15 protein-coding genes are annotated in these 17,839 nt (G+C 41.2%); 11 read left to right on the top strand and 4 right to left on the bottom strand.

From position 1 onward, the window contains the following. Positions 1-346 precede the first annotated feature (346 nt). Entirely contained in the window at positions 347-613 is a 267-nt protein-coding gene (locus ACYQ2C_RS01550) for a hypothetical protein (RefSeq protein WP_460099356.1), read from the bottom strand. Positions 614-619: 6 nt separating this feature from the next. Next, the gene (locus tag ACYQ2C_RS01545; RefSeq protein WP_460099354.1) at positions 620-745 is read right to left on the bottom strand and encodes a hypothetical protein; all 126 of its coding nucleotides are present in this window, start codon (positions 743-745) and stop codon (positions 620-622) included. Between the two features lie 459 nt (positions 746-1,204). Between ACYQ2C_RS01545 and ACYQ2C_RS01540 the strand changes: the two genes are divergently transcribed. Continuing rightward, positions 1,205-2,128 (top strand): AraC family transcriptional regulator, encoded by a 924-nt coding sequence (locus ACYQ2C_RS01540; RefSeq protein WP_460099351.1) that lies wholly within the window; start codon positions 1,205-1,207, stop codon positions 2,126-2,128. Between the two features lie 306 nt (positions 2,129-2,434). On the opposite strand, the gene ACYQ2C_RS01535 is transcribed toward ACYQ2C_RS01540, so the two are convergent. Together ACYQ2C_RS01535 and ACYQ2C_RS01530 are read right to left on the bottom strand one after the other, a co-directional pair. Then, positions 2,435-3,142: a response regulator transcription factor gene (locus ACYQ2C_RS01535; RefSeq protein WP_460099348.1), complete on the bottom strand. Its 708-nt coding sequence runs from the start codon at positions 3,140-3,142 to the stop codon at positions 2,435-2,437. Further along, positions 3,139-6,024, bottom strand: coding sequence for a cache domain-containing protein (locus ACYQ2C_RS01530; RefSeq protein WP_460099345.1), 2,886 nt, complete (start codon positions 6,022-6,024; stop codon positions 3,139-3,141). Before ACYQ2C_RS01530 ends, ACYQ2C_RS01535 begins: the two co-directional genes overlap by 4 nt. A gap of 232 nt (positions 6,025-6,256) precedes the next feature. Here ACYQ2C_RS01530 and ACYQ2C_RS01525 point away from each other — a divergent pair, with 232 nt between their 5' ends. The 10 genes from ACYQ2C_RS01525 (at position 6,257) to ACYQ2C_RS01480 (ending at position 17,839) form a co-directional block, all read left to right on the top strand. Then, positions 6,257-7,054, top strand: a complete 798-nt coding sequence (locus ACYQ2C_RS01525; protein WP_460099342.1) for an ABC transporter ATP-binding protein — start codon at positions 6,257-6,259, stop codon at positions 7,052-7,054. Beyond that, the gene (locus ACYQ2C_RS01520; protein ID WP_460050959.1) at positions 7,051-7,803 is read left to right on the top strand and encodes an ABC transporter ATP-binding protein; all 753 of its coding nucleotides are present in this window, start codon (positions 7,051-7,053) and stop codon (positions 7,801-7,803) included. Before ACYQ2C_RS01525 ends, ACYQ2C_RS01520 begins: the two co-directional genes overlap by 4 nt. A 45-nt stretch (positions 7,804-7,848) precedes the next feature. After that, positions 7,849-9,057 (top strand): ABC transporter substrate-binding protein, encoded by a 1,209-nt coding sequence (locus ACYQ2C_RS01515; RefSeq protein WP_460099338.1) that lies wholly within the window; start codon positions 7,849-7,851, stop codon positions 9,055-9,057. A 152-nt stretch (positions 9,058-9,209) separates the two neighbouring features. Then, positions 9,210-10,097, top strand: coding sequence for a branched-chain amino acid ABC transporter permease (locus tag ACYQ2C_RS01510; RefSeq protein ID WP_460050963.1), 888 nt, complete (start codon positions 9,210-9,212; stop codon positions 10,095-10,097). A 2-nt stretch (positions 10,098-10,099) separates the two neighbouring features. Then, positions 10,100-11,023, top strand: coding sequence for a branched-chain amino acid ABC transporter permease (locus tag ACYQ2C_RS01505; RefSeq protein WP_460050965.1), 924 nt, complete (start codon positions 10,100-10,102; stop codon positions 11,021-11,023). Between the two features lie 153 nt (positions 11,024-11,176). After that, on the top strand, positions 11,177-12,028 hold the full coding sequence (locus tag ACYQ2C_RS01500) for a 3-hydroxybutyryl-CoA dehydrogenase (RefSeq protein WP_460099335.1): 852 nt from the start codon (positions 11,177-11,179) through the stop codon (positions 12,026-12,028). 67 nt (positions 12,029-12,095) lie between these two features. After that, the gene (locus ACYQ2C_RS01495; protein ID WP_460099332.1) at positions 12,096-13,745 is read left to right on the top strand and encodes an acyl-CoA synthetase; all 1,650 of its coding nucleotides are present in this window, start codon (positions 12,096-12,098) and stop codon (positions 13,743-13,745) included. 260 nt (positions 13,746-14,005) lie between these two features. Next, positions 14,006-14,755 carry an electron transfer flavoprotein subunit beta/FixA family protein gene (locus ACYQ2C_RS01490; RefSeq protein WP_460050971.1) on the top strand — a complete coding sequence of 250 codons (750 nt, stop codon included), beginning with the start codon at positions 14,006-14,008 and terminating at the stop codon, positions 14,753-14,755. A gap of 9 nt (positions 14,756-14,764) precedes the next feature. After that, positions 14,765-15,694 (top strand): electron transfer flavoprotein subunit alpha/FixB family protein, encoded by a 930-nt coding sequence (locus tag ACYQ2C_RS01485; RefSeq protein ID WP_460099329.1) that lies wholly within the window; start codon positions 14,765-14,767, stop codon positions 15,692-15,694. A gap of 372 nt (positions 15,695-16,066) precedes the next feature. After that, a complete protein-coding gene (locus tag ACYQ2C_RS01480) occupies positions 16,067-17,839 on the top strand; it encodes an acyl-CoA dehydrogenase (protein ID WP_460099326.1) in 1,773 nt (590 codons plus the stop codon).

The raw sequence follows: 17,839 nt of genomic DNA, 5'->3' as shown, positions 1-17,839 counted from the left end.
AGAGCTTGCAGAAAATCAGAGGCGCCATCAAACCCATTAACGAATGGGTATTTTATGCAGACCGCATCAATTTAAACTCAAACACATGGAGCTCAACAAAAAAGAACAAATCTTCAAAAAGACTTACGTCCGTTAACCATCGAATCACTTTATAACGGCGTAAGCAAAAGGGTTACCGTTGATCTTTAGTTAAACATCAAAGAACTTGCTTAATCAGTAAAAACCTGCCTAATAAGGTGAGGCTTTTACTAAATTTTAAAGAAATACCAACCAGCTCAGACGCGCACAATCAATGAATCCGAAGTAGCATTAATCCGAAATATCTAAAGGTTAAAAAGTCGAAGTGTCAATAACCAACCGGTAATGTACAAATCATGCAGTCAAGCTGTGCGTGATATTTTGCAAAAGACTTTTCATCCTCAACGACAACGACAACGACAACGACAACGACAACGACAACGACAACGACAACGACAACGACAACGACATCTTTGGCGCCAAACGACAAAATATCTTCAACTTTATCTTGGCTTGTGGAGAACGCCACAACATCGATGCCTTTGAATACTGCCAATGTAACCGCCAAATGACCCAAGCCGCCTATTCCGGTCACACCGACTTACGCACTGGGTTTTACGTCAAGTTTTAAAAGCGGTGAACGGGTTGTTACACTGGCACACAATAATGGTGCAGCCTCTTCAAAACTGATAGCTTCTGGAATGTGTGCCGCGAAATGATCATCCACAACAATGTTGTTAGAATAAACAACTTAAGAAATTACCGCGCTGAATACACCATTTAATCACTGATACTTATCTCTTGCGCAAGTCCCGCAATGGCAAGTAGAACTGCACTGCTCAAGCGTGACTGGGTAGACATAAATAACTCTTTAACTGGATTAATTAGAATTTTTTGAATAAACGATTCGCATAATTACCTATTTATTAAAGTGTTTAAACTTAAAGAGTCGATAGAATAATTATCCTGAATTATTGCCTATTTTTACCAAATACTAAAAAATATCTGCAACACTAATATTTAATATCAGTTCAACATTAAAACCAATTGCCTAATACTACTTTTTTATTGTCATTTTCTACGTAAATTATTAGAAGCCTGATCCATTGTTATAATTTAGTGATAGCATCGCTTGATATGGATAGTTTAGTACGGAAGGATTAGCACGGAAAAGTTGGCGAGTTTAATGAATACAGAATCAAGCAGTATAGAGATTTTACCGAATGCAATTCAAACAAACTCTCTAGCAAAACATATTAGTGAATTAATTGGCTTAAATAAACGTTTAGACACCCCTATTAAAGGTTTAAGCCTGCATCGTTGGGAAACACCAACAGACCCTACCAGCTATATGCTTGCACCCAGCATTTGTTTAATTGGTCAAGGCAGAAAACGCTTATTTTTAGGTGATGACAATTTTGTTTGTGATCCACACACATTCTTATTAACATCCATTGAATTACCTGTTGTGACTCAAATTGCAGAGGCAAAACCGGAGACGCCGTATTTGGGTATCACCATGGAATTAAATCTAAGAATGATCTCGCAATTAATGCTCGATGATCCTTCTAAGCAAGCACGTAATTCTAATGATCGATTGGGTGTTTCGGTCAGTGATTTATCAGAAGATTTAATCGATGCCTTCGCTCGATTATTAAATTTATTAAAAACCCCCGAAGACTTACCAGTATTAGGCCCATTAATTCAGCAAGAAATTTATTATCGCTTATTAAAAAGTGATCAAGGTCCGCGACTTAGAAATATCGTGACCGGCGGGAACCATAGCCATCAAATTGCTCAGGTGATTGAGTCATTAAAAGCTAATTTTTGTAAACCCGTTAAAATCGAAGCATTAGCCAATGATGCGGGATTAAGTATTTCGGCATTTCACAATCATTTTCGAGCGATGACCGCAATGACACCGTTGCAATTTTTAAAGAAAATGCGTTTGAATGAAGCTCGCCGTCTAATGCTTGCAGAACATCTAGACGCATCTAAGGCGGCTTACGAGGTTGGTTATGAAAGCCCTTCGCAATTTAGTCGCGAGTACAACCGCATGTTTGGCGCACCGCCGATGAGAGACATAAAACAACTTGCTTCTAAATTGTAATGTAGGAACCTCTGATTAACTCACCCATGATTTAATCAGAGGTTCCTATTGTTGATACCAAGCAATTTAACTTTTTTACCGGATACGATCGAAACAACTTTTGCTTTGCTTAACTTCGCCTTGTTTTATTCAAAACAGGCAGCTCGCGCTGTACAGTTGTACACACTACATTTATTGGCATTTATTTTTAATACCCCTGTGTAGCGATAAAAGGAAGTATCGCTTTTTTTATACTCCTTTACTTACAATTAAAATGTTCCAAAAAAATTAATCATTGTTATAACACGGCTTAGAAAACTTAAAACATTAAACCCAATTTACCTCGCAGGCCAACATATAGCCCGCTCCGTACACGGTTTTTATTAATACGGGATTTTGCGGATCGGATTCAATTTTTTTTCTGAGACGCGACATTCTTACATCAATGCTTCGATCGTAAGGTGCACTGTTTTCTCCAAGCAGCTGATCACGAGACAATATTTGGAATGGGTGCTTTAAAAGTGCCAACAAAATTTCACCTTCAGCACGACTGAGAGTTTCATCGCTATCGTTCATGGTTTTTAAACTGAGTGATTCGGGTTTAAATACGCAATTAGCAAACTGAGCTTGTTTGTAACGAGTAATTGTTTTTGGTTTTTTCTTACGAAGTCTTCGCAATAAACTTTGCACACGGGCGACCAATTCGCGAGGTTCAAAAGGCTTGGTAATATAGTCGTCGGCGCCAAACTCTAAACCAACAACTCTATCGGTTAAGGCATCACGCCCAGAGACAATAATTACTCCGGTTTCTTTATCTTCTAATTTTTTCACCAGTTCCATACCGTCGATATCGGGTAGATTTAAATCCACAATACAAATATCGGGTAATTGTTTGTCAAATTCCGCCAAGGCTTTTTCACCGCGCGAAAAATGACTGACATGATAACGGTAGTTTGTCAGAGAGTTGCACATTAATTCTGCCAAATCTTGCTCGTCCTCTATTAAAAAAATAGAAGGCTTTTCAAATTCACTCATATTGCAACCTCGTTATTATTGTTTTTAGGTCGACTTGGGAAAGCATGTACCAGCGTACCTGGATCAAAGGGTTTATACAGCAGAAAAGCTTTAAAATCATCGGGTGGATCGGATTCGGTGTAACCGGTCATTAAAACAATCACAGCATTGGGATGGCAAATTTTAACGGTAGTGGCAACCGTATAACCGTCGGCAGTACCTGGCATAACAACATCGCTTATAACACCGGCTATTTGATCGATTCCCAATAAAATATTCAAGGCCTCATCACCGTTGGTAGCTTCAATAACGGAATACCCCAAACGAATAAGTTGCTGGCGAATTAACTCCCGTAAATCGGCGTTGTCTTCGACAAGTAATACCAAATCGGATTCGAGTATTTTTGGTGACTGCCTAGGAAGTGAAGCGGGAGCTTGTGTTATCGCCGAATTAATTCCGTGATTAACCGGTAATAAAATATCAACCCGTGCACCGCTGCTAATATCTTCACGATTTTTAATGCGAAGATATCCTTTCGATTGTTTAACAAAACCGTACACCATACTTAAACCCAAACCAGAACCTGCGCCAATGGTTTTCGTGGTAAAAAATGGCTCATAGGCTTTTTTCAATGCCTCATATGAAAAGCCCGTGCCATCATCGAGCACGCTTATCATTACATAATTACCGGGTTCTACTTGTTCATCAAAACCATCGCTCACAAACAGGTCTTGATCATAATTTACTGAGGTAACCAATAACTTTAATTCGCCGCCATTAGGCATGGCATCGGCGGAATTTAACACCAAATTTACCAAGGCATCTTCCAATTGCGCGGCATCCACATACACATCGGGAACGTGGGAGTGAATTTGTGTACGCAAACGAATATTTTCGGAAAGCGGCGCAACCAATAGATCAATAAGTTCGCCGATCATTTTTTCTGGTGTGACGCGCGTTGGTGACAGGGGCTGTTTGCGGGCAAAGGCCAAAAGACGTTTGGTCATATCAGCGCCGCGACGTGTTGCACGAATGGCCGGAGCCAAATTCGCTTGTTGTTCTGGGGTCATTTCTTGATTATTTTGCAACTGTATGAGATTACCTAAAATAATGCTCAACAAATTATTAAAGTCGTGGGCCAAACCACCTGACATTTGCCCAACCGCTTTCATCTTACTCACTTCGGCCATTCTACGTTCGGCTTCGCGTTCGTGGGTAATATCAATAGATAAGGTTAAAAAACCGTTAACCTTGTTTTGATCGTCTAAAAAGGGAATTAAAGTACGACGCGTGATAATTTCCTTGCCCTTGTATTGCAAGCGATACTCGTAAATAGGATGCTCACCGTTTCGAGCCTGCTCAATGTACGGACCTAGGGTTTCATACATGTCTTCGCCAATGACGTTAATCAGCGCCTTGCCTTGAATGTCAGATTCCTGCTGATTAAAAATTTCGCGGTATTTTTCGTTGGCAAAAACAATATTCAATTGCGGATCAATATAAGCAATTTGCGCGGGTAATTCGTCCAGTATCATGCGCTGGCGACGCTCAACAATTTTTAACTCGGTCTGAGTTTGCTTTAATGAATCAACGGCCTCTAATAATTGTACGTTCGACTCAGACAGTTCTCGGGTACGCGATTTCACTCTCGAATTTAAATTTTCGATATTTTCTTTTAAGCGATCGACCATTAAATCAAACGATTCTGCCAACGATCCTATTTCGTCTTTGCGATTAATACCGGTTTTGGCCGATAAATTTCCGCGACTGATTTTAAAAGCTGTCATCGATAATTTTTTAATAGGCGTTGTTAGCCATTCGGCAAATAAAAACGCAGCGCCAATGGTGGCAATCAGTCCCAACAATCCCATGGCCATAATTCGTTGACTAAGCTGAACAGAACTGGCTTTTAAATCGTCTAAATACACCGATGAGCTGATGTACCAATCAAAACCGGAAAGGTGTCTTACCAAGGATAATTTTTCATACACGTAACGCCCTTGGTCATCGGGTCGATCCCACTTGTAATACAATTCTTCACCAGAATCAGCTGCCTCTATTAAGTCAACATAAATTGGATTTTGAGTAACTGGATTAAGCAGTTTTTTAAAATTAAGACCGTGAATGTTCGAGTTGGGATGAAATAACATGTTGCCTTCGGAATCGAACACATACACGTAACCATTTTGGGCAATTTTTACGTTTTCTAAGGCTTTATTAATTTCTAAAATGGCTTGGTGTTTTTGTGCCTCTACTTCTTGTTCGATGTCTTCAATATAAACCCCGGCACCAATCACAAAATTCCATTGCGGGTAGTCTCGTACGTAAGAATATTTATCGATAACATCAGCGCTGCCCAAACGGTTCCATTTGTATTTATAAAAGCCAGAACCCTGCTCTCTAACAGATTTCACAATATCGGGAATAATTAATGTACCGCCAGGCTCAGAGTAGCTGGACATATCTCTCTGATGAAAGCGCTCCGACGGATGGGAAATAAGCGTTGCGTTGTAATCGGCAATCCACAGGTAGTCGTTGTTACCAAAATTAAATTCGCGAATTTCAGAAAAAATTTCAGCCCAAATCTGCTCTTCTGGTTCGCCCCTTTGCAAACCTTTTTTTAAACTGGTTTCGATATAGTTTTCGGTAACGTTTAAAATTGAACTTAGGCGCTGTTCGTGAGATTTGAGTGTGGTATCAACATAGTTTTCGGTATTGGCGTACATACGATTTGCCAGATCGTAAACAATATTGAGCACCTGCCGATTGGTGTTAAGTTCTAAACTAAAGACGTTGTCTTTGATGAGCGGAACGGTAAACCAATAAATAGACCCAAAAATACTACCAATTAACAGCAGTAGCATTAAAAACAGGCGCGTTGTAATGGGAGAGCGACGAAACATCGTTGTTATTCTTATCGTTATAGAGCCGGTTTATCCACGTAATTTAATACGAATGTATCATAAATTTTGCAAATCGAGCAGGCTTGTTACATTTCGTTACATTTCGAAATCTTAGGTTAGATTTGCCAAATACTCTGGCAATGATTGTGTTTTATCGTGAGCTAATAACAACAAAACAGAAGTGATCTGAGTGGCTGTATGTTCACTTCAAAATAATAAGAGCTACGACACAATGACCCATTCCACCCCCGATGTCATTCTTCAAACCCAAGATTTAACCAAGTCTTTTAAAGGCTTTACCGCTGTAAGCGGCGTTAATTTGAGTATTCAGCGCGGTCACATTCATGCCCTGATTGGCCCAAACGGCGCGGGTAAAACCACCGTATTTAACCTGTTAACCAAGTTTTTAAAACCCACCTCTGGGAAAATACTATTCAACAGTGAAGATATTACCAAATTAGAGCCTGCGGCTATTGCCCGAAAAGGCGTAATTCGGTCATTTCAGATTTCTGCGGTCTTCCCTCATTTAACGGTTTTAGAAAATGTTCGCATTGCTCTGCAACGTAAAGAAGGAACCAGCTTTCATTTCTGGAAACACGAATCTACTTTGAATCGACTCAACGACAAAGCCGTTGATTTATTAGACTCTGTGGGTTTATCCGATTTTGCCAGCACCGTAACCGTTGATCTTTCTTATGGCCGCAAGCGCGCGCTGGAAATCGCCACAACGCTGGCCGTTGAGCCTGAACTGATGTTGCTAGATGAGCCTACCCAAGGCATGGGTCACGAAGATGTGGGATTGGTGACGGAGCTTATCAAAACCGTATCGAAAAACCGTACCATTTTAATGGTTGAACACAATCTGCAAGTAGTTTCTCGTTTGGCCGATCGCATTACCGTATTGCAACGCGGCTCCATTCTCACCGAAGGTAACTATCAAGAAGTTTCGAATAACCCAGAGGTAAGAGAAGCCTACCTCGGCTCAGAAATAGAAACAGAGCACAAACATTCGGCGGAGGTGGCATCATGAATCAGCAAGTTGATATTAAAAGCCACGCGCACATCCAAGACGGCAACCACCGCGAAAAAATTCGCATCAGTAATCTCCATGCCTTTTACGGTGAATCGCACATTCTTCACGGCATTGATATGACCGTGTACCAAGGCGAACTGGTGACACTAATCGGTCGCAATGGTGCGGGTCGCTCTACCACTTTAAAAGCCATTATGAACATGGTGGGTAAACGCACCGGACAAATCGTTATCAACGGCCAAGAAACCTTAAACATGGCCGCGCATAAAATTGCCCATTTAGGTTTGGGTTTTTGTCCAGAAGAACGCGGCATATTTGCGAGCTTAAACGTAGAAGAAAATTTAATGCTGCCGCCTAAAGTACGTTCCGACGGCATGAGCGTTGATGAAATCTACGCAATGTTTCCGAATTTATACGAGCGCCGCACCAGCCAAGGCAATAAGCTTTCTGGAGGCGAACAACAAATGTTGGCGTTAGCCAGAATTTTAAGAACCGGCGCGAACATTTTATTGCTGGATGAAATTACCGAAGGCCTAGCACCGGTGATTGTGCAAAAACTGGGAGAAGTTTTAAAACAATTAAAAGACCGAGGTTTAACCATTTTATTGGTTGAACAAAATTTCCGATTTGCCGCCCACATTGCCGACCGACACTACGTTATGGAACACGGACATATTGTTGAAGAAGTAAAAGCCAATGAATTGGTGGAAAAATCTGAACTGTTAAATGCATATCTTGGCGTTTAGTCGCAACGACTTACAAGAATAATAAAAATCAACTGGAGTCAAACCATGAAAACAATAAAAACATCACTACTTACTAAAATTGCCTACGGTGTTATGTCTGCATCACTATCGTTAAATGTATTAGCGGCGAGCGACGGTAAAGTCAAAATTGGAGTTCTAGCCGATATGGGCGGCACCTATGCCGACATATGCGGTAAAGGCTGTGTAACGGCTACAGAAATGGCCATCGAAGATTTTGGTGGCGAAGTACTTGGCAAAAAAATCGAATTAGTTTCGGCAGATTCACAATTAAAACCCGACATTGCATCATCGATTGCGCGTAAATGGGTAGAAAGTGAAGACGTTGATACCATTGGTGGCTTAGTTTCATCAGCGGTTTCTGGCGCGGTATCAAAAGTTAACTTAGACAACAAAAAAATTACTCTAATTTCAGGCTCGGCATCTAACTCTTTTACCACCGATGCGTGCAACGCCTACAACGTACATTGGACCTACAACGTTGAGGCCATGGCAAACGGCACCGTAAAACCCATGGTTGAATCTGGTAAAAAGAATTGGTTTTTTATCACCGCAGACTACAGCTTTGGTCACTCACTTGAATCTGTAGCAACAACGGTAATTACCGAAAAAGGCGGAAAAGTGGTTGGCGGTGTTCGCGCACCTTTAGGTACTACAGATTTCTCATCTTACGTATTGCAAGCGCAAGCATCGGGTGCTGATGTGGTCGCGCTAGCCAACGCCGGTAACGATACCGTAAACGCATTAAAAGCAGCCAGCGAATTTGGCCTAACCGATCAAATGGATATTGCCGGATTATTAGTGTTCACCCAAAACTCACAGGCCATGGACCCATCGGTTGCGGCGGGTATGCGCTTAACCACCGGTTTTTATTGGGACATGGATGATCAAGCTCGCCAATGGAGTGCGCGTTTTGAAGAGCGTCACGGCGGTATTCCAAGCATGATTCACGCGGGTATTTATTCGGCCACCATGCATTATTTAAATTCGGTAAAAGCCGTCGGTACCGATGAATCCGAAGCGGTTATCAAACACATGAAACAAAACAAACCGAACGACTTTTTTGCCAGAAACGCAGAACTTCGCGGCGATGGTCGCATGGTGCACGACATGCTTTACGTAGAAATTAAAAAAGCGTCAGAGCGTAAAAACAAAAACGACATTTACACAATATTAAAAACAATTCCAGCGAACGAAGCCTACGCACCCATGTTGCCACAGTGCGATTTTTCGTAAATAAAGCAAGATAAAATTTACCACCATAGCCGCACCCACAATCACCTGAAATTTAGGTGCGGCTTTTTTTGGTAAGCGCGGTAGAATATTGATGAAACATAAGAGTTTCAAAACCTTTACCCGCCTGCCCTTTTTGGTTTAAGAGATTTCTTATGACTACCATTTTCGGCATTAATTTATTTGCGCTATTTGGGCAATTGTTAGTTGGATTAATCAATGGTTCTTTTTACGCATTACTTAGCCTTGGGCTCGCGATTATTTTTGGTTTATTAAAAATCATTAACTTTGCCCAAGGCGCGCTTTATATGCTTGGTGCTTTTTGCGCACTCTTAGCGTTGAAATATTTAGGCATTAATTATTGGTACGCACTTATTCTAGTGCCTATTGCCGTAGGTATTGTTGGCATTCTTATGGAACGTTTTTTAATTCGTCCTATTGCCAACGAAGATCACTTGTACAGTTTATTATTAACCTTTGGTCTAGCATTGATTATTCAGGGTGCATTTACTCACGCCTTTGGCTCTTCGGGTTTATCCTATTCTATTCCAGATGAGTTAAAAGGCGGTATTCGTCTACCTTTTATGTATTTACCCAATTATAGAGCCTGGATTATTGTGGCATCGATAATTACCTGTGTAGGTACCTGGTGGATGATCGAAAAAACTCGCCTAGGCGCTTATTTACGCGCTGGTACCGAAAATCCAAAATTGATGCAAGCGTTTGGTATTAATGTTCCGTTATTAGTGACACTGACCTTTGGCTTTGGTGTTGCATTGGCCGGATTTGCCGGAGTGATGGCCGCACCCGTGTATTCGGTATCGCCAGACATGGGCTCTAATATTCTGATTGTGGTATTCGCTATAGTTGTCATTGGTGGCATGGGCTCAATTGGTGGCGCCATTATTACGGGTCTTGGCATGGGAATTATCGAAGGCCTTACTAAATATTTTTATCCCGAAGCATCCAATACCATTATCTTTTTAGTCATGGTTGTGGTTCTGCTATTAAAGCCAGCTGGCCTATTCGGTAAAGAGGCATAATAATGAATAATTTAAAATTAAATATATTGCTACTGATTATTGCAGTAATTGCACCCGCAGTTTTTTATCCAGTTTTTTTGGCAAAAATTTTGTGTTTTGCGCTCTTTGCCTGTGCGTTTAATTTACTGTTAGGCTACGCAGGCTTATTGTCGTTTGGACACGCAGCGTTTTTAGGTACCGGCGGCTACGTCACCGGTTATTTAATGATTAATACAGGGTTATCACCAGAAATCGCTATTATTTTAGGAATGGTTGCCGGTGGCATCTTAGGGGCAATTTTTGGTAAATTAGCCGTAAAGCGCGAAGGCATTTATTTTGCGATGGTTACACTTGCACTCGCACAGTTGGTCTTTTTCTTTTATTTACAAGCGCCATTTACCAACGGTGAAGATGGCCTGCAAGGTGTACCACGCGGCGCGATTTTTGGATTAATTGATTTATCCAACAATTACACGATGTATTATTTTGTGCTTGCCATATTTATTCTTGGCTACTGGATAATTAACCGCACAGTACACTCGCCATTTGGGCAAGTATTAAAAGCCATTCGTGAAAATGAAGACCGCGCAATTTCATTAGGTTACGAAGTTAATCGCTACAAATGGGTTGCCTTTATTATTTCGGCTGCGCTGGCTTCATTAGCAGGTTCTACCAAGGCGTTGGTCTTTAACTTGGCGTCTTTAACCGATGTTCACTGGCACATGTCTGGTGAAGTTATTCTGATGACGCTGGTTGGTGGTGTTGGCACCATTCTAGGGCCAATTCTGGGAGCCGGTATTGTGGTCAGCATGCAGAACTATTTATCAGGTGGCGAACTTGGCAATTACATTCACATAATAATGGGCTTTGTATTTGTTGTTTGCGTATTGAGTTTCAGAAGTGGCATTGTTGGTCAACTGCTTAAATTCAAACGCAATAATTTTTAACAATTCAGCAATGCATCAAATCAGGTTTAAAAACTTCTGATTAACTCATTCAGAATTAATCAGAAGTAATCAGAAGTAATAATCAAGATTCGGAATTAACATCAAAGCAAATCAGAGCTTCACTTAATATTATTAACGAATAAGAGCACAGCCATGAGTATTAAAAATATTGGAGTCGTTGGCGCAGGACAAATGGGCCTAGGAATTGCGCAAGTTTTAGCAACGTCCGGTTTTGTGGTTTCTCTGGTTGATGTCAATCAGGAAGCACTCGACAAAGCCGTGCAAACGGTTCGGTCAAGTCTTTTAAAGTTAATCGAAAAAGGTAAAGTCAAAGATTCTCTTGAAAGTATTATCGAAAGAATAAGTTGCTTTACCAACTTACAAGATCTAAGTAATTGCGACCTTGTTATAGAAGCAGCAACCGAAAACGAAAATATAAAATTATCCATATTTGAACAGCTCGATAAAATCTGTCAACCTTCGGCAATATTGGCCACCAATACTTCGTCGTTATCCGTAACCAAGCTCGCGTCTAAAACATCCAGACCCGAAAAAGTTATTGGCATGCATTTTATGAATCCGGTTCCACTGTTGAAATTAGTAGAAGTGATCAACGGTTTGCGCACCAGTGAGACAACCACAAAAGCTATTATTGAAGTTGCAAAAAAAGCCGAAAAAATTGCCATTCCCGTCAAAGACAAACCCGCGTTTGTGTTAAATCGTATTCTTTTGCCAATGATCAACGAAGCCATTTTTATTTTAGATGAAAATTGTGCAAGCGCAGAAGATATTGACGAGATCATGAAGCTCGGTGCATCACAACCAATTGGGCCGCTGGCTTTGGCGGATTTAATTGGTTTAGATACCTGTTTAAGTATTATGAATGTACTTTACGAAAAATTTGCAGATACCAAATATCGCCCGGCGCCGCTGATACGGCAAATGGTTGAAGCAGGTTATTTAGGCAGAAAAACCAAGCGCGGATTTTACGATTATTCCGCCTAGCGGCAAATAAAAATAAATTGGATCAAAAGAACTACTCCAGAATATACCCTTTAGCGAGGCAAATAAAGTGAACACTTTAATTAACAATGACAATAAAAACGCCTTTAATACTGACCTAGACCAAAATCAAGCTAACTTTACAGCATTATCGCCCATAACCTTTTTAGAGCGTGCCGCCACCGTATACCCAAATCGCACAGCAACGGTTTACGGAAATATCAAAAGAACTTGGCAAGAGACCTATCAACGCTGCTTAAAATTGGCAAGTGCTCTAAAAAAACGCGCAGTAAATTCGGGCGATACGGTTTCAATTATCGCTGCAAACTTACCAGAACATTTCGAAGCGCACTTTGCCATTCCTATGTGCGGCGCGGTATTAAACTCAATTAATATCCGTCTAGACGCCCCAGCTATCGCATTTATTTTAAAACACGCCGATGCCAAAGCACTGATTGTTGACAAAGAATTTAGCCAAGTCACAAAGGCTGCGTTAGAGCTACTCGATACCAAACCTTTAATTATTGATATCGATGATCCGACGTATGAAGCTGGCGAATTAATTGGCGATCTTGACTACGAAGCACTACTTAACGAAGGCGATCCAGAAGGTACTGGTTTTAAAGTGTCTGATGAGTGGGACGCAATTACCCTAAACTACACTTCCGGCACTACCGGTAATCCCAAAGGTGTTGTTTATCATCATCGCGGCGCCTACCTAAATGCAATTAGCAATGCAATCTCTTGGGCCATGAATCCGCATCCGGTCTATTTATGGACATTACCCATGTTCCACTGTAATGGTTGGTGTTTTCCTTGGACCATTGCCGCAATGACAGGGGTTAGTGTTTGTTTACGACACGTAAGAGCCGATGACATTTTCAATTTAATTAAGTCCGAAAAAGTTGGTTATTTCTGCGCAGCACCAATTGTATTAAATATGCTGAACTCATCGGACGATACCTTAAAAGCCGATATTAATCACAAAGTAAATGTCATGACGGCTGGCGCCGCGCCACCGGCGTCGGTTATTGAAGGCATGGAAAAATTAGGATTTTCGGTCACCCACGTATACGGTTTAACCGAAACCTACGGACCATCGGTTGTTTGCTCTTGGCATGAAGAGTGGGACGATAAATCACTGGAAGAAAAAGCTAAATTAAAAGCTCGCCAAGGCGTACGAGCCCCCATGCTTGATGGCTTAATGGTCGCCAATCCGGAAACTTTGGAGCCAGTTCCAAAAGACGGTAAAACCATGGGCGAAATTTTTATGCAAGGTAACCTTGTCATGAAAGGTTATTTGAAAAATCCCGAAACCACAAAAGAAGCGTTTGCGGGTGGTTGGTTTCACTCGGGCGATTTAGCCGTATGGCATCCCGATGGTTATGCTGAAATTAAAGATCGTTCCAAAGACATTATTATTTCTGGTGGTGAAAATATTTCATCCATTGAAGTTGAAGATATTTTATATCGCCATCCATTAATTCAAGAAGCCGCCGTTGTCGCCAAAAAAGATCCAAAATGGGGTGAAACACCATGTGCCTTTGTTATGCTCAAAAACGACACCAGCGGCATTACCGACAAAGATATTATCAGTTATTGCCGCGAGCATATGGCGCACTTTAAAGCACCTAAAAATGTGGTATTTGGACCACTACCCAAAACATCCACCGGTAAAGTTCAAAAGTTTTTACTGCGTGAACAAGCCGACAAGCTTTAATTACGTGCCGTAACTTATAGGAAACTCTGATTAACCTAGAGTTTCTCGCGACACAAGCATGTGTTGCCAATTTCAAGAACGGTAAGTGATTGAAATTGTGAAGAAATTGGAAATCGTATTGTCAATTTCTTCCCTCTGATTAAATCATGGATGTGTTAATCAGAGGTTCTTATAGATTAAAAGCCTCAATATTCGAGTTACCTTAAAGATAGGACAACTCGAATCTATTTAGAAGCAAATGTTGAGAACGGGAAACCAAGATGAAAATACTTGTTGCAGTTAAACGCGTCATTGATTACAACGCCAAAGTTCGAGTTAAATCCGATCAAACCGATGTTGATTTGGCTAACATTAAGATGGCGATAAATCCGTTCTGTGAAATTGCCGTTGAAGAAGCCGTACGTTTAAAAGAAGCCGGTATCGCTACAGAAATTATCGCTGTATCGGTTGGGCCTAAAGCTTGTCAGGAGCAAATACGCTCGGCGTTGGCCTTGGGTGCGGACAAGGGTATTCAAATCGAAACCGATCATATTTCTGACTCACTCAACATTGCGAAATTATTGGCCGAAGTTGTTAAATCAGAAAATATTGATCTGGTAATCATGGGTAAACAAGCCATCGATTCCGACAATAACCAAACCGGACAAATGTTGGCGGCATTATTAAATTGCGGCCAAGGTACCTTTGCCTCAAAGTTAGAAATAAAAGATCAAAAAGTTTTGGTAACTCGCGAAATAGACGGTGGGTTACAAACACTTTCGCTAAACCTTCCTGCGGTGATCACTACCGATCTTAGATTAAACGAACCACGTTACGCTGCTCTACCCAATATTATGAAGGCGAAACGTAAACCTCTAGAGGTTAAAACCCCACAAGATCTGGGCGTAGAATTAAAACAGCATACCAAACTGCTGAAAGTTGCCGAACCGAGTAAACGTCAAGGTGGCACTATGCTTAACTCGGTAGACGAACTTATCGAAAAACTAAAATCAGAAATTCAAGGGATTTAAGAGGCATTTATGGCTATTTTAGTAATTGCAGAACACGATAACCAAACGTTAAAAAATGTCACACTGAATACCATCGCCGCGGCAACACAAATTGCTGGCGATATTCATGTATTAATTGCTGGTTTTAATTGTGGCAATGTTGCCGAACAAGCGGCAAAAATATCGGGAATCAGCAAAGTAATATGCGTTGACAACGAACTTTACCAACATCAACTTGCAGAAAACGCGTCCGAATTAATCGCATCATTAAGCAGTGATTATCAACACATTTTTGCACCGGCGACATCCAATTATAAAAACATAATGCCACGAGTGGCTGCAAAATTAGACGTTGCGCAAATATCCGATATCACCAAAGTTCTTTCTGAAGATACCTTTGAACGCCCTATTTACGCTGGCAATGCCATCGCTACCGTACAATCGCTAGACAGCGTAAAAATTATTACCGTACGAACTTCTGCTTTTTCAGAAGCAGAAAGCAAAGACGGTAACGCAGAAGTGATCACCATTGCTGCGTTATCCGACTCTGGATTGTCTCAATTTGTTTCCGAGCACGTAGAAAAGTCGGATCGACCAGACCTAAGCTCCGCAAAAATAATTATCTCCGGTGGTAGAGGCTTAGGCAGCAGTGAAAATTTTGTGCTGTTAGAAAAACTTGCCGATAAAATTGGTGCAGCCGTGGGTGCTTCCAGAGCAGCCGTAGATGCCGGTTATGTTCCAAACGATAAACAAGTTGGACAAACCGGAAAAATCGTTGCGCCACAATTGTATATTGCTGTTGGTATTTCTGGCGCAATTCAGCATTTGGCAGGTATGAAAGACTCTAAAAAAATTGTCGCCATTAATAAAGACGAAGAAGCACCGATATTCTCGGTGGCAGACTACGGTTTAGTAGCCGACTTATTTGAAGTACTGCCAATATTACAAGAACAACTCTAGAAGCTTGTGGAAACTCTGGTTAACACCTCCAGGATTAATTCAGAGTTTCCTTTTTTATTTTCGGTTTTTCCAGTGCATCGCTAAATATTGAAGAATTTAATGCGTATTTTCTGGCGCACAACAATGACTCCAATGTTATTTACCAAAACCCTCAACTGTATTCAGAGATAAACTGACAAAATCCAATAACGCGATAAACTTACATCACATTATTCAACCTATTCTTCTACGTAATTCAATGTGATTTAAACCTACGTATTTTTAGTAAAGGAAACTCTGATTAAATTATGAATGAGTTAATCAGAGTTTCCTAAAAACTAAAAAGCCTTTAATACCCTTTACAGATAATTTTCGGAATGTCGGAGATAGATAATGACCACCTACACCGCACCACTTCAAGATTCTACTTTTGTGCTGGAGCACATAGTTGGTTTAGAGAATTTAAGTCAAACATTAAATCAAGAAGAGATTAACATTGACTTGGTAAAAACCATTATCGACGAAGCCGGAAAACTTGCCAGCGATGTAATTGCACCCATGAATGCTCAGGGTGATAAAAATCATCCAACCGTTGTTGATGGCCAAGTTCAAGAAAGCCAAGGCTTCTCTGATATCTACCAACAATTTGTTGACAACGGCTGGCCAACACTTACTGCGCCCGAAGAATTTGGCGGTCAAGCACTACCCAACGTGTTAGGTACGGCTGTTAATGAACTCTGGCATTCGGCCAATATGGCTTTTGCACTTTGTCCAATGCTGAGCCAAGGCGCCATCGAAGCTTTAATTGCACACGGTAGCGATTTGTTAAAACAAACATTTTTGCCGCAATTAATCAGTGGTGAATGGACTGGCACCATGAACCTAACCGAGCCAAATGCGGGTTCTGATTTATCGGCGATTGCGTCCCGAGCAATTCCAGACGGCGACGCCTTTAAAATTATCGGCCAGAAAATTTTTATTACCTGGGGCGATCATCAAATGACATCGAACATTGTGCATTTGGTGCTAGCGCGCCTGCCAGATGCACCCGTCGGTGTAAAAGGTATCTCTTTGTTTGTGGTGCCCAAATACTTAGTGAATGAGCACGGTGAAATCGGCGAGCTCAACGACGTTAATTGTTCGTCGTTGGAACACAAATTAGGGATTCATGGCAGCCCAACTTGCGTGATGAATTTTGGCGATAACGGCGGCGCTATTGGTTATTTAGTTGGTGAAGCCAATAAAGGGCTTAGCTACATGTTTACCATGATGAATCACGCACGCCAATCCGTAGGTTTACAAGGTTTATCCATATCCGAGCGCGCCTACCAACAAAGCGTGCAATACAGTCAAGAACGTATTCAAGGTGTAGACGCCGAAGGTAATAAAACCGCCATTATTAATCATGCCGATATTCGTCGTATGCTTATGGCCATGAAAAGTGGCACACAAGCCATGCGCGCCTTGGCCTTAGTTGCAGCAGCGGATATTGATTTTGCACACGCGGGTAATTCAGAAAAACAAAAACGTGTTGAGTTACTCACACCTATTGTAAAAGGCTGGATGACCGAACTCGCGCAAGAATTAACGTCACTGAATATTCAAGTTCACGGCGGTATGGGTTTTGTTGAAGAAACAGGCGCCGCTCAGTTTTATCGCGACGCACGAATACTGCCCATTTATGAGGGCACAACCGGCATTCAAGCACTCGACCTTATTAACCGAAAAACGCGTTTAGACAAAGGTGCAGCCATTCAACAACTCTTTGCCGATATTCAAGATACCGCCGAAAATATTATTCAAAGCGACAATGCTGTTTTACAAAAAATCGGCGAGAAGTTGCAAACCTATTTAAGCAAAGCACAAACAGCAACTCGCTGGATTCTTGATAATGCTGAAACCAATAAAACCTTAGCAGCAAGCGTAAGTTACGATAATTTAATGCTGATGGGTTATTTAACCGGCGGTTGGTTAATGGCGAAAGGCGCACACCAAGCTCAGCAACTTTTCGATACAGACAACGAATACGGCAATGATTTTTTACAGGCAAAAATCAGTACCGCCGCTTTTTATTGTGATTATTACCTACCGCGAATTACGCAACATGTAGAAACAATCTACAGTGGCTTAGACACTCTTTTCGATTTAAATCCAGAGCAGTTTTAA

This window comes from Sessilibacter sp. MAH3, from assembly GCF_054658275.1.
Note: the sequence above shows the minus strand (reverse complement) of the source record. Positions and strands in the feature narration are given on the sequence as shown.